Source organism: Frigoribacterium sp. VKM Ac-1396, assembly GCF_015350895.1.
In the GTDB taxonomy this organism is placed as follows: Bacteria; Actinomycetota; Actinomycetes; order Actinomycetales; family Microbacteriaceae; genus Frigoribacterium.
In genome coordinates, this window is the sequence record NZ_JADKSD010000004.1 from 240,761 (window position 1) to 253,653 (window position 12,893).

Here is a 12,893-nt window from a genome sequence, read left to right on the forward strand (position 1 = left end):
CACCGAACAAGGAGCACCCCCATGAACGTCTTTGTCACCGGAGCATCCGGCTGGATCGGGTCGGCCGTCGTCGACGAGCTGCTCACCTCGGGCCACCGGGTCACGGGTCTCGCGCGGTCCGACGCGTCGGCCGCGTCGCTCGAGGTCAAGGGCATCACGGTCCGCCGGGGCGACCTCGACGACCTCGACGCGATCCGCGCAGGCGCTGCCGAGGCCGAGGCCGTGCTGCACCTCGCCAACAAGCACGACTGGTCCGACCCGGCGGCGTCGAACCGCGCCGAGCGCGCAGCCGTGGAGGCGCTGGTCGCGGTCGTCGAGGGCAGCGACCGTCCGCTGTTGCTCGCGTCGGGCACCGCGGGCCTCGCACAGGGACGCCCGGCGACCGAGGCCGACCGGTCGCCGTCGCGCGGACCCGGGGCTCCCCGGGGAGGCAGCGAAAATCTCGCGCTCGACGCGGCCGCGCGGGGCGTGCACGCGGTGAGCGTCCGCTTCGCGCCGACCGTGCACGGGGCGGGCGACCACGGGTTCGTCGCGTCGCTCGTCGCCGTCGCCCGCGAGAAGGGGGTGTCGGGCTACCCGGGCGACGGGTCGAACCGGTGGCCGGCCGTGCACCGCTCCGACGCGGCCCGGGCGGTGGTGCTCGGTCTCGAGAAGGCCGCGGCCGGCGACGTGCTGCACGTCGTGGCCGAGCAGGGGGTGCCGACGCGCGAGATCGCCGAGGCGATCGGGCGGGCTCACGGCCTGCCGGTGGAGTCGGTGCCCGCCGAGCGCGTGGCCGAGCACTTCGGCTGGATCGGCGGGTTCTTCGGGCTCGACATGGCGGCGTCGTCCGACACCACGCGCCGCCTGCTCGACTGGAGCCCGGTCGGCCCGACCCTGATCGAGGACCTCGACGCCGGGGCGTACGGCTCGACGCGCTGAGCGTCGCGGCACGTCTGTCGGAGACGAGAGAGGGGCACGGCCGCGGAAGAGTCCGTAGCCGTGCCCCAGATGCCGATGTTGTCGCATGAGCTTCACGGGCAGGGATGCAAGCAACACCGGCCAATGAAGACGCAAGAAACGTCTTCGACCTGGCAGACGTTACGCGCCCGGGTCGGGACGTGTTCTCAGGTTCACCGGGGTACGACCAGCCACCCGAGGGGTGTCGACGAGGTCCCGCACGGACGTCGGGTCCGGTCAGCGGACACCTGGCGATTCGGGGACCAGGTGTCCGCCGATTCGCAGCCCCGTCGGATGGGACTGCTTGCGCTCACGAGATCAACGGGTGGGACCTCGAGGGCGCAAGTCGCGCGGCTTGATCAGCGAGGTCTGGGCTGAGGGTGGATCGTGGCGTGGTCAGCGACTCGAGGAGCCGGTCCGACCGGTAGGTGAACCGTACGGCGTCGTGCCGCCCTTGTCGAGCGCTGACCCGACCCCCTTGACGTGTCCCGTCGGAGGTGCAGAGGGAGTCGACGGTGCCGACCCTCTCGACGGTCACGCCGTGGGCACCCCCGACGACACGACGACGATCGTCGCGACGATCGACCCGAGCACGGTCAGCCCGAGGTAGAGCCAAAGCGGTGCGGCGCTGCCGCCGACCCGCCGGCGCACGACGACGCTGCGACCGATCAGGTAGACCAACGGGCCGAGGAGGGCCCACCCCCAGGCGAAGGGTCGCTCGAGGCCTCGTCCGCGAAGCGTCCGGTGGTCGAGCCAGGCGAGCACGACGACGCCGACCCAGAGCACCAGCGAGACGACCTGCGCGAGGCCCAGGTCGGCGGCGTCCACGCCCGTCCTGCCCGGAACGGCCTGTTCGAGCGCGCCCCGCATGACGACGACGGTCAGCGCCATGGCGACGATCGGCGAGAGGGCGATCAGCGTCACGAACGGGGTGGCGGTGATTGCGACACGGGGTTCGGCCGCGCCCGCCCCGGTCGCGGTGTCGGCCTGACCCAGGCCTCGGCGGTCGGTCACGATGTCCCCCTCGTTCTCGGGTGGGTCCAGCCCACCCGCGGTCGGCCCGGACGTCGTCGTCTCAGGGCTCGTCCGTACCCTACTGCCCGGCACCCGCGGGGGATAACCCCCGCGCGAGTCCGTGGGGCCGCGTCATGTCCCGGTGCCGGGGCCCCGGCGACGATGGATGACATGAACGAATCGACCTCCGCGACCGGCGCGACCCGCGCCTCCTCGTCCGACCCGACCACCCGGCCCGCCGACCCGACCCGAGGAGGCGCGGCGCCCGTCGCGCGCGTCCGCCACGTCACGAAGTCCTTCGGTCAGGGCGACGGCCGCGTCGACGCGCTGCGCGACGTCTCGCTCGACCTGCCGGCCGGTCGGTTCACCGCCGTCATGGGCCCGAGCGGTTCGGGCAAGTCGACGCTGATGCACATCACGGCCGGCCTCGACTCGGCCACCTCGGGGACGGTGCTGCTCGGTGACACCGACATCACGGGCCTCGACGACACCCAGCTGACGCTGTTGCGTCGTCGCCGCATCGGCTTCGTGTTCCAGGCCTTCAACCTCGTGCCGACCCTCGACGTGTCGGCCAACATCGAGCTGCCGTTCCGTCTCGACGGTCGTCGCGCCACCGCCGACGAGCGGGCCTGGATCGACTGGCTCGTCGCCACGCTCGGCCTCGGCGCCCGGCTGACACACCGGCCCCACCAGCTCTCGGGCGGCCAGCAGCAGCGCGTCGCCATCGCCCGCGCCCTGGCGACCCGGCCCGACCTGATCTTCGCCGACGAGCCCACCGGCAACCTCGACTCGAAGGCGGGACGCGACGTGCTCGACGTTCTGCGCACCGCCTCGACCGACCACGGCCAGAGCATCGCCATGGTGACCCACGACCCGGTCGCCGCCAGCTACGCCGACCGCGTGGTGTTCCTCGCCGACGGTCGCATCGTGCACGAGGTCGACCGCAGCAGCGCGGCCGAGATCTCGGGCGTCATGCTCGACCTGGAGCGTGTCGCGTGAGCGCCCGCGACCAGCTGCTCGAGCACCGGCCGAGCATCCTCGTGGCCGCCCTCGGCACGACCTTCGGGGTCGCGCTGCTCGGCCTCACGCACGTGGTCGAGCAGGTCGTCGCCGCGTCGGTCGTCTCGTCGAGCGTCACCGTCACGGGCCTGCTCGGCGCCGCCGCCTCCGTCTTCGTCGGTCTCGCGCTCTACGTCGCGGCCATCGTCACGAGCAACACCTTCGCCACCGTGGTCGCCGGCCGGACGCCGACCATCGCCCTGCTGCGGCTGCTCGGCTCGTCGGCCCGTGACCAGCGTCGGGCCGTCGCCCGCGAGGGCCTCGTGGTCGGCCTCGCCGGGGCCGTGATCGGCATCGTGGCCGGCATCGCACTCGTCGTCGTCGCCGTGCGGGTGCTCGTCGCGCAGGGCCACCTGCCCGACCTCGCCTACTCGTACGTCTCGGTCGGCGGGCTCGTCCCGGCCGTCGCGGTCGTGCTGACCACGGTCGCCGCGGCCTGGGTCGGCTCGCGCCGCGTGCTGCAGGTGACGCCGCTGAAGGCGACCGAGGCCGCGCAGGACGCTCCGCTGCCCGGCCGCAGCCGCCGCGTCGTGCGGACGGTGTTCGCCACCCTGCTGGTCGTCGGCGGGGGCCTGCTGCTCGTCGCCGGCGTCGTCGTCGGCCTGGCCGACCCGACGGGCGTGCTGGTCGCGTTCGCCGGCGGGGTGCTGTCGTTCACCGGGGTCGTCGTCGGAGCACACGCCCTCATGCCCGCCGTGCTGCACGCCGTCGGCCGGGCCTTCGGCTCGAGCCAGGTGGCCCGCCTCGCCTCCGAGAACGCCGTGCGCCAACCCGAGCGCAGCACCCGCGCCACGATCGGCGTCGTGATCGGCGTGACCCTCGTCACCACCCTGTCGGTCGCCCTCGAGACGCTGCGCACGTTCGTCCACACGCTCGAGCAGGACCCGACGTACGCCGCCCAGCTCGACCAGTTCTTCAGCACGACGCTGCTGGTCGTCGCCGGCCTGGTCGGGTTCTCGGCCGTCATCGCGGCCGTCGGCATGGTCAACGACATGTCGCTGAGCGTGCTGCAACGGAGGCGCGAGCTGGGGCTGCTGCGCGCGGTCGGCTCGACCGCGGGTCAGGTGCGTCGCATGATCCTGCTCGAGGCGACGCAGATGGCGCTGACGGCGATCGTCGTCGGGGTCGCGCTCGGAGTCGTCTACGGCTGGGCCGGAGCCCAGGCGCTGCTCGGCTCGGTCAACGACGGAGCGTTGATCGCCCCGACCTTGCCCGTTCCGCTGCTCGTCGGGCTCGCCCTGACCGCCGCCGTGCTGGCCGGGGTCGCCGCGCTCGTCCCGGCCCGACGCGCCACGTCGGTCACCCCGGTCGAGGCGCTCGCCGCCCGCTGACCGGCGGCCGTCACGCAGGACCGACGCCGCGCCTCCTCGGGTCGCCGGCGGTCACTCCGCCGCTCGGCGGCGTCGCCACAGCAGCAACCCGCCGGCGGCCACGAGGCCGAGGGCGATCAGGCCGAGGGGGACGACGTCGGCTCCGGTGAACGCGAGGGGCCCGCCGGTCGAGGGGTCGGTCGGACGGTCGGCGGCCGGGGTGGTGCCGCCGTCGGCTCCGCCGGCGTCGCCGGTGCCGGGCGTCGTCGCGGTGGGGGGAGCGGTCGGCGTCGTGCCGTCGCCGGGCGTCGTCCCGCCGGGCGTCGTCCCGTCGCCGGGCGTCGGCGACGGCGAGGGCGCCGGGTCGACGGCCGCGACCGACGAGAACTCGACGGTGGTGCCCGCCGAGACCGCCCGAGCGGTCGTGGGCACCGAGACCGTGCGGGTCGCGGCGTCGTACGTCCAGTCCGTGGCGGCGAGGGGTTCGCCGTCGACGAGGACGCTCTTCGGCTCGTCCGCGTTCGTGAAGGTCGCCGTCCACGAGCGGTCGGTGACCTGGCCGTCGAAGGTGCCGTCGGCCGGGGCGATCTCGAGCAGGCCGCCGGTGGGGCGCTGCGTGTACGTGACGGCCGTGCTCGACGAGGCGGTGGCCGAGGTGCCGGCGTCCTCGTACAGCGAGAAGGCGCCGTCGGCCCCGGTGGCCACGGTCAGGGTCACGGCGTCGAGCGGTGCCGAGCCGTCGTTCGCGACGTGCTCGGAGCGGGTGGGCACGATGCCGCCGCTCCGGACGAAGACGGGCATCGCCGTCAGGTCGGTCGTCACGTCGGCCGTGGTGCCACCGGCGTAGGTCGTGCCGGTGAACCAGTCCGTCCACGAGCTGCCGGCGGGGAACCAGACCGACGTCGTCGCGGTGCCCGCGTCGCCGTTCGGGGTCGTCACGGGTGCCACCAGCACGTCGGGACCGTACAGGTACTCCGATCCGGCGGCGGAGTACGCCTGCTGCTGGTCGGGGTACTGCAGGTACAGCGGCTGGACGATCGGCGTGCCCGTCGCGGTCGCCTCGGCGGCGAGCGTGTACGTGAGGGGCAGCAGGTCCTCGCGCAGGTTCAAGAACTGCGTCGCGGACTCGTCCGCCGCGGCCGGGTACTGCCAGGGCAGTCGGTCGCTGTGGTTGCTGTGCAGGCGGTCGACGGGCTGGAAGGCGCCCATCTGCACCCAGCGGGCGTAGAGGTCCTCGGGCAGTTGGGTCGTGCCGGGCTCGGCACCGGTGATGCCGTACTGGGCGCCGTTGTGGCCGCCGATGTCGTGGCTGATCGACGCGAGTCCGGTCGCCGCCGACTCGCCCGGCGTGTAGCCGACCTGGGTCTTCAGCATCTCCCACGACGACGTCGTGTCGCCGGTGAAGTGCAGGGTGGTGCGCTTGTCGGCCCACGGCCCGGTCGAGACGGGCTGGGGGTTGCCGTAGCCGCCGGCGGTCAGCGAGCCGTACGCCCGCGAGAACGCGAACCCGCGACCGTCGTTCGCCGCGTCGGTCTGGGTGGCGTACTGCTGGTTGATGAACGCGTCGGGGGTGACGCCGTTGGCCGAGTAGCGCGAGTTCTCACTGCAGCACCAGTCGAGCCACCAGTTGTCGACGCCCTGGGCCTGCGTGTCGGCGTGGAGGTCGAAGTAGGCGCGCAACTGGTCGGGGTCCGACCAGTCGAAGAGCCAGCGGTCGCCGTCGCCCTTGGTGAGCTTGCCGCCGGCGGCGGCCTGCGCCTGGGCGAACTTCGGGTCGCTGCCCGAGATGGAGGGGTGGATGTTGAGGGTGTTGTGGATGCCCTCGTCGTGCCACGCGGCGAGCAGGGCCTGCATGTCGGGGATGCGGGCCGGGTCGACGCTCCACCCGTCCCACTTGCTGTCGTCGACGTTCGTGGTGCTGCCGATCTTGTAGTCGGTGTCGATGGCCATGACGTCGACCGGCACGCCCCTCGTGCGGAACTCCTGGGCGATGGCCTCGTAGTCCGCCTGCGACCGGTCGTAGTACTCGCTGTACCAGACCCCGTACGCCCAGCGCGGCAGCAGCTTCGTCGGCCCGGTCAGGGTCGACAGGTCGGCGAGGCCCGTCCGGTAGTCGGAGCCGTAGCCGAAGACGTAGCCGTCCTGCAGGGTCGTGCCCGCGCGGTCGGGCCGGGGGGTGACCACGTCGGCCGCCGGGTCGTAGAGGGCCGAGTCGGTGTCGTCGAGCAGCGACCAGCCGTCCTGGTAGAGCAGGCCGGGGTTCGTGGCGACGTCGCCGTTCGCGGTGTCGAGGTCGCGTCGGTATCCGCCGAGCGCGGCGTGCGGCGCCAGGGTCGGGCTGTCGGCGGTGACGGCCGCGACGGTGTCGAGGTTGACGTTGCAGTTGCCCGCGGTCGTCGGGCAGTCGAGCCGCACGTCGTTCGCCCCGGCGGCCAGGTGCACGGGCAGGCTCACGGTGTCCCAGTGGTCCCATCCGCTCGTGGGCGGCAGTGCCGCCGTGTCGGCGCCGGCGTCGGTCGACAGGGTCGGCGTGCCGGTGCCGCCGTTGGCGTACCGGACCTGGAGGCGGTAGTCGCCTTCCGCGGGCACGTCCACCACGTGGGTGGTCAGGGCTGCGCCGTCGCTCCACAGGCCGGCGGCGAAGGCGTCGCCGGAGGCGCCGTTGTGGTCGGTCGCCCGGGTGGCGGTGCCGGTCTTGCCGGCGTCCTCCGCCTCGCAGACGTCGCCGAAGGTGCAGTCCGCCCCGGCGGCCGTGGCGGCGGGTGCCGGGTAGGCGGCACCGGGAGCGGTGAGCGCGAAGCTGTCGACGTTCACCTGACCGGAGTCGTCCGCCGTCCGCACGACGCGGATGCTGTGGGGCCCGGCCGTGAGGTCGAGGCTCGCCGTGGCGGTGCGCCAGTCGTCCCAGCCGGTGCCGGGGGCGAAGTCGACGGGCACGCCGGGCTGGTCGTCGACCACGACGCTCAGCGAGCGGGTCGTGACCTGGCCGTCGCCGCCCTGCGAGTTCGCGTAGCGGAAGGTCAGGTCGAGGGGGCCGGCCGCCTCGACCGTGGTGTCGAACTGCAGGGCGTTGCCCACGGCCTCGTAGCCGCCGACGAACGCCGTCCCGGTGAAACCCGCGTGGTTCGTCGCGGGGGAGATGCCCTCGAGCCCGGCGTCCTCGGCCTCGCAGAGCACGCCGACGGCACACGTGGGCACCTCTGCGGACGTCCACGGCGAGCCGGTGACGTCCTGGCCCGCGTCCGTCGTGAGGGCGACTGACAGGTTCTCGCTCGTGAAGGAGCCGGTGCCCTCGCGGTAGCGGACGACCATCGACCCGGTGTCGATCGTCAACCATCCGTCGGCACGGGTCTGGCTGAACGGGGTGGGTCCGAAGTCGTCGCGGCCGACGACGTTGAAGGTGCCGCGGTCGGTGAACCGACCGTCACCGGCGTACTCCGTGCGGATCAGGGTGGGCGAGAGCACCTCGAAGCGGGCCTCGCCCGACACGACCGCCCGGCCGGCGGCGTCGTCGGCCTGGGCCGGCACCGCCGCGAACCCGATCGCCCCCACCGCGGTGAAGGCCGCGAGTGCGGTCGCGAGGAGTCGCGACCTCCGGGTTCGGGTGGGAGCGGTCGGGCGCATGTGTTCTCCTCAGTGACGTCATCGTCTGGCGAGTTGCTTGGTGCAGCCTATGCACTTTTCAAGAGCACCGACAGGTCAGCATCGACGCGCCCGCTGCCGAGCCGGCGGGGGTCCCTCGCGACGGTCGTCAGGTTGCGCGTCGTTGCCCCCGAGCTCGCCCGGCTGAGCGGGGCGGAGCCTCCCCGCCGAGTGACTCGACTGGGCTCGTCGACGACCTGCACTGCCGCCAGACGGCCGGCGCGGGTGCAAGAGCCCGGGCCACGCGGCCCGAGTAGGAGATGCCCGATGCCCGTCCTGACGGACTGGCGTCAGGAGTGCGCCCGGACAACGGTCGTTCATCGGGACACCCTTCTCGGGCCCGGCTTGGCTGGCTGAGGCTAAGTGGCGCCTGGCCTGCGGATTCGCGTATGCCTGTCCCGCATAATTGCCCGGTGATGGGGGTCTAAACGCTACGGTCGTCGGATGCTCATCGGATACGCCCGCGTCTCGACGTCCGGACAAGATCTCGCAGCACAGCGTGACGGTCTTGCAGCGCTCGGTGTTGACGATCAACATGTGCATGTTGACCACGGCTTGTCGGGGACGACTCGAGCGCGGCCAGGTCTCCGCGAGGCACTGGCTGCGTGCCGTGCCGGCGACGTCCTGGTCGTCACGAAGCTCGACCGCCTCGCCCGTTCGCTGCGCGACGCGACGGACATCGCCGACGAGCTGACGAAGAAGGGTGTCGCACTGAACCTCGGGGGAGCGGTCTACGACCCCACCGACCCGGTCGGCCGGCTCCTGTTCAACGTCCTAGGCATGGTCGCGGAGTTCGAGGCCGACCTCATCCGTGCCCGCACCCGAGAGGGCATGGCGATCGCGAAAGCCGCTGGCAAGCTCCGCGGCCGCAAGCCCAAGCTCACTCCCTCGCAGGAAAAGCACCTGGTGCAGCTGCACCGCACCGGAGCCCACACGACCAGCGAGATAGCCGAGCTATTCGGCGTCGCCCGCTCGACGGTCTACCGAGCCATCCAGCGGTCGGCCGTTCCTAGTAACGAGGCTGTCCCAGCTCAGCCTTGACTCGGGCGCGCAATTCCTCGATATCGCCCGTGAAATCCAGCCCATAAACAAGTCGATCAAACTTTGCACCTGCTTTCGCCAGCGGTGTGGCCGGGGCTTTGTTGCCCTCGAAACGCGACCAGATGTATTGGCCTAGAGCGATGACGTCATCAACGTCGTAGGAGCAACCGGTGGCGAGGTTTTCTGCCAGCTCCGGATAGGCGGACAGCAGGTCTCTAAACCCCATTTCTTGCCACCCGGCCGGACGCCTGCCTGCGTACGGTTCGATTTTTGTGTGTCCCTCGAGGAGCGCAAGGGCTCTGGCCGGCAGCTTGTCCTCGTCGAACTCGACTCCATGCAGCTCGCAAAGGTACTTCGGGTAAAAGATTGGTGAGAACTTCGCGTTTCGGAAGCAATGGGGCATCAAGCTGTCACGGACGTTCTCAACGTTGTGGTCCTCAGCTCCTGCGATCATGTCTAGGAAGAACTCTGAGCGGCTGTATGCGGTGTAGCCCTTCTCCCCGAGGCGCTCGAAGGCGCCGACGCCAACGACCACCTGTACGTCGTCGACGCTCTCGCCTTCCTGGAGGGGGAGTACGTGCACTCGTTCACTTGACGTGTCGGAGTACGCCATTTGCGTGACTCTCTCTTGGAGGTTCCGGAGGAGTCTGACGGGATAGAGCTCAGGCAGGTCTGCCAGGACGTCGTAGACGCCGCCAAAGTCATCAATCCCAAACTCCTGCACGCCAAAGGTGTAGCCCGGGACGGTAATGCTCGAGTTCGACAAGCCCTTCGCTCGGGCCGAACTGACTCGGCCGACAAAGATGAGCCGTTTATTGAAGGTGTCTAGCTGCTCTTCGGAGAGGCAGGACACTAGCGTTCCAAGCAGTTCCAGAATGTGCGGGTCGCGCAAGCTATAGCCCATAAAGATGACGGGATGTTCGACGAACAAAGTCATGATCTTGGCGATGAGATAGGGATTCTTGCGGCGGTAGGCGTCATAGTCCTCTCCTGTGAAGACAAGAGAGGAAGGTTGCTCGACTGAGCCATGGATCTTATAGATCTCGCCTACGTACTGTGGCGAGGCGAAAAGTACGTCTTGCTGGCCGACAAAGACTTTGTAGCCGGGAAAACTTTCCTCGAGCATCTGGTCGTAGTTCGTCGTGATGATGGCGTGAACCTTCGCCCGACCCAGTTTTTCCCGCTCGCCGTGAAGGTCGGCATCGTCAAGGTAGGTCCGGGAGGCGATGTGCCTTGCGATGACAAGCTTAAGTGGGTCACTCCCAGCGGGCAGCGGCTCAGAGTTGTCCTCGCGTGCCTGCTTGTACGCATCGGATGTCCACCACTCTTCGTGAAACTGCTTCGCAATGAGTGACGCAATTTGTGGCAGGCGTTCATCTCTCACCACGTCAGCGGGTAGCTGGCCGGAGTAGTACTCGAACGGGAAACGAGTAAGGCTTGCTGCGTGCGTCACCAGGCCTTCCCAGTCGGGAGAACCCGAATACCTTCTGGAGAGTCCTGATCCGACGAAAAGTACAGGCAAGGTTTCGCTAGCGCCCAGAAGCTGAGCAAGTTCGTCCAGGCTGTCCATTGCCTCATCTGTCATTTAGCAACACTAACGTGGGCTTTACTCAAAGGTTCGCTGCCCTGCATCGATGATCCGAAGTGCCCGTTGGACGATCGGTCCGAGGGCGGTTGAAGCCCGTTACGCAAGCCACCTCAGAGATGCTTGCCGTGGCTGCCGCCAGAGAGACACGGTTCCGAGACGCGCCGATCTTGGGGTGCTGCGGGGCGCTGGCTGGCGCACGAGACGTATCGTGTCCCTACGGTTGTGAGTGGCACCCGTGCGTCCGCTGAGCTGTGGCCTAAGGGAATACCCTCGCAGGGCTCGTTCCTTTCACCGTCGGCGGCCACACTGAGGGTGTGCAGACCTTCAAGGATCCCGAGCAGTCCGATCCGCCGGTCGCCTTCATCTCCTACTCATGGGCGTCCGAAGGGCACATCGCGTGGGTCACGAACCTTGCTCGGCGGCTGCGTGCCAATGGTGTTGACGTTCACCTTGATCGGTGGGATGTCCGCCTAGGGCACGACCTGAACTTGTTCATGGAGCGATACCGGGATCTGTCAGCCCGTGTCCTGGTCGTACTCTCCGATGATTACGGCCCCAAGGCCGACAGCCGCGGCTTAAGGACCTCAGGTGTCGGCACGGAGACGACCATCGTCTCCCCGACCGTTTACCGCGATCTGGGCGGCAATCGGGTGATTCCTGTCATCCCGGATTCTGGGACCGTCGCAGGGGATCCCATTCCGCCTGCGTACCTCGATGGCAGATCATGGATCGATTTCCGTGGGGATCACGAATATGCCTATGAGCGGCTTCTCCGCGAGCTGCACGGAGTCCCCATTGAGGCTGCCCCGTCCCTAGGTCCTAACCCCTTCACCGGGACGACCGAAGCCCAGGCGAGGGCCGCGATCCGCAACGATCCCGCCCGGTGGAGTGATGCTCGAATGAGCGGCCTGATCGAGGTGAACATGAACGAGAACTCAGGCCACTTTGTCCTCGGGAGCGACGAGACCCGCTTTGGCCTGGCCTTGGACTACCCCGTAGGTGGCGGTCCCTGGCCTGGCAGAGAGAAGCGGGTCCGCCACTTGAGTGATCAGATCGGCTACATCGGTTTGATCGCCGGCGCCACGGAACAGCTGGAGGCATTCGGAGACCTCGCCACTTTGCCTATGTCCAATCGGGTCGAGACAACTGCTCCTGGTGATGTGCTGGTCATGGTCAACCGCGACGGCTACTGGGCGCTCCTCATGCTTGACGACGTCGTTTTCCGTACCGGCTCCAACGGCTACGAAGCCGTTGCGCAACTGCGCTACGTCATCGCCACCGATCGCACCGCCGAACTGACACTCAGCAACCTGCCGCCGAGGGCCGATGCGGACGCATAATGCTCACTCCGGGCGAGCACGGCCGGTGCGCTTACTGCGGAAGATGGTCGTGCGTCCCGATAGACGATCCCCCACTGGATCACTTGCTGTGGGGCGAGCGCACTCGGAGAGGACGCCGTCGTGGTCGTTCCGTGTCGTCGGTGAGCGTGGGCGGAAACGGTCCCTAACGTCGTAGCGTCTAGGGATGCAGCAGCCCAGGGGCCTCGATCAGCTCGTATCGGAATGGCGGAGCTCCGGACCAGGACGTGCGCGCTTCGTGCCGGGCTTCGACCCATCAGGTGGAGGAGCAGCGGCGACAGTTCTCGTGCTGATGGAATCACCCGGTCCTGCCACGATCAAGCAGGGCGAGGACGCGATCAGCAGTGAGGACAACCCGGGGCCGACGGCGTCTGCGTTCAGGCGAGCACGGATCGAGTCGGGTCTGGGCAGGAACGTCTACCTGCGATGGAACATCGTCCCGTGGGCCCTTGGTCGGGCGCCGACCGTCACCGATCTCGACGAGGCACGCCCTGCCCTGGCTCAGCTGCTCGTTTCTCTGCCGCAGCTGCGGGCGATCGTGACCTTCGGCACTCCGGCCCTGACGGGCGTGATGAGGTACTTCACCCTGGAACCGCGTGCGAGGGTCGTGCCCGTGCTCGCGGCACCCCATCTGTCGCCGGCGAACGCCACCCGCGCCGGCGAGAAGCACCTGCGGGCCGTCACGGCCCTACGGCACGCTTCGCTTCTCTGATCATCTCGGCGAGGAGTCGGGGCTGTGCTGCGACGCGGCGATCACGGCCAGGAGATCCTGCGCCCCGGCGCTCAGACCGGCCGACCACACGGCGCGGAACGGGCGCCTCAGGTCGACGGCTGCCGGGACGGTGACGAGGCGCCCGGCACGGAGGTCGTCCTCGACCAGCAACGAGCTGATGACTCCCGGACCCACACCGCCGGCGATGGCCGCCCGGATGGCGCCCGTCG

At 69.5% G+C, this 12,893-nt stretch carries 10 protein-coding genes; 6 read left to right on the forward strand and 4 right to left on the reverse strand.

Annotated features, from left to right (window positions below; genetic code table 11):
• Positions 1-21: 21 nt before the first annotated feature.
• The gene (locus ITJ55_RS15760; RefSeq protein WP_194596249.1) at positions 22-921 is read left to right on the forward strand and encodes an SDR family oxidoreductase; all 900 of its coding nucleotides are present in this window, start codon (positions 22-24) and stop codon (positions 919-921) included.
• A 552-nt stretch (positions 922-1,473) separates the two neighbouring features.
• Here ITJ55_RS15760 and ITJ55_RS15765 read toward each other — a convergent pair.
• Positions 1,474-1,953 (reverse strand): hypothetical protein, encoded by a 480-nt coding sequence (locus ITJ55_RS15765; RefSeq protein ID WP_194596250.1) that lies wholly within the window; start codon positions 1,951-1,953, stop codon positions 1,474-1,476.
• Positions 1,954-2,124: 171 nt separating this feature from the next.
• Here ITJ55_RS15765 and ITJ55_RS15770 point away from each other — a divergent pair, with 171 nt between their 5' ends.
• On the forward strand, positions 2,125-2,952 hold the full coding sequence (locus ITJ55_RS15770) for an ABC transporter ATP-binding protein (protein ID WP_082486774.1): 828 nt from the start codon (positions 2,125-2,127) through the stop codon (positions 2,950-2,952).
• The gene (locus tag ITJ55_RS15775; protein WP_194596251.1) at positions 2,949-4,343 is read left to right on the forward strand and encodes an ABC transporter permease; all 1,395 of its coding nucleotides are present in this window, start codon (positions 2,949-2,951) and stop codon (positions 4,341-4,343) included. The genes ITJ55_RS15770 and ITJ55_RS15775 overlap by 4 nt, the downstream gene beginning before the upstream one ends.
• Before the next feature lie 51 nt (positions 4,344-4,394).
• Here the strand turns inward: ITJ55_RS15775 and ITJ55_RS15780 are convergent, their stop codons facing one another.
• Positions 4,395-7,946: a TIM-barrel domain-containing protein gene (locus ITJ55_RS15780; protein WP_228498744.1), complete on the reverse strand. Its 3,552-nt coding sequence runs from the start codon at positions 7,944-7,946 to the stop codon at positions 4,395-4,397.
• Positions 7,947-8,408: 462 nt separating this feature from the next.
• Here ITJ55_RS15780 and ITJ55_RS15785 point away from each other — a divergent pair, with 462 nt between their 5' ends.
• Positions 8,409-9,005: a recombinase family protein gene (locus tag ITJ55_RS15785; RefSeq protein ID WP_194596252.1), complete on the forward strand. Its 597-nt coding sequence runs from the start codon at positions 8,409-8,411 to the stop codon at positions 9,003-9,005.
• Here the strand turns inward: ITJ55_RS15785 and ITJ55_RS15790 are convergent.
• Positions 8,974-10,590, reverse strand: a complete 1,617-nt coding sequence (locus ITJ55_RS15790) for an SIR2 family protein (protein ID WP_194596253.1) — start codon at positions 10,588-10,590, stop codon at positions 8,974-8,976. The genes ITJ55_RS15785 and ITJ55_RS15790 overlap by 32 nt on opposite strands.
• Before the next feature lie 317 nt (positions 10,591-10,907).
• Here ITJ55_RS15790 and ITJ55_RS15795 point away from each other — a divergent pair, with 317 nt between their 5' ends.
• Together ITJ55_RS15795 and ITJ55_RS15800 are read left to right on the forward strand one after the other, a co-directional pair.
• Positions 10,908-11,933, forward strand: coding sequence for a toll/interleukin-1 receptor domain-containing protein (locus ITJ55_RS15795; protein ID WP_194596254.1), 1,026 nt, complete (start codon positions 10,908-10,910; stop codon positions 11,931-11,933).
• Between the two features lie 184 nt (positions 11,934-12,117).
• Complete coding sequence (locus tag ITJ55_RS15800) at positions 12,118-12,663, forward strand: uracil-DNA glycosylase (protein WP_043594580.1); 546 nt, start codon at positions 12,118-12,120, stop codon at positions 12,661-12,663.
• Here ITJ55_RS15800 and ITJ55_RS15805 read toward each other — a convergent pair.
• The coding region (locus ITJ55_RS15805; RefSeq protein WP_255521302.1) for a LysR substrate-binding domain-containing protein at positions 12,664-12,893 on the reverse strand (230 nt) is incomplete at its 5' end.

Coding starts and splice junctions, on each gene's coding strand:
- ITJ55_RS15760 (WP_194596249.1), top strand. CDS start 22: ATGAACGTCTTTGTCACCGGAGCATCCGGCTGGATCGGGTCGGCCGTC.
- ITJ55_RS15770 (WP_082486774.1), top strand. CDS start 2,125: ATGAACGAATCGACCTCCGCGACCGGCGCGACCCGCGCCTCCTCGTCC.
- ITJ55_RS15780 (WP_228498744.1), bottom strand. CDS start 7,946: ATGCGCCCGACCGCTCCCACCCGAACCCGGAGGTCGCGACTCCTCGCG.
- ITJ55_RS15785 (WP_194596252.1), top strand. CDS start 8,409: ATGCTCATCGGATACGCCCGCGTCTCGACGTCCGGACAAGATCTCGCA.
- ITJ55_RS15790 (WP_194596253.1), bottom strand. CDS start 10,590: ATGACAGATGAGGCAATGGACAGCCTGGACGAACTTGCTCAGCTTCTG.
- ITJ55_RS15800 (WP_043594580.1), top strand. CDS start 12,118: ATGCAGCAGCCCAGGGGCCTCGATCAGCTCGTATCGGAATGGCGGAGC.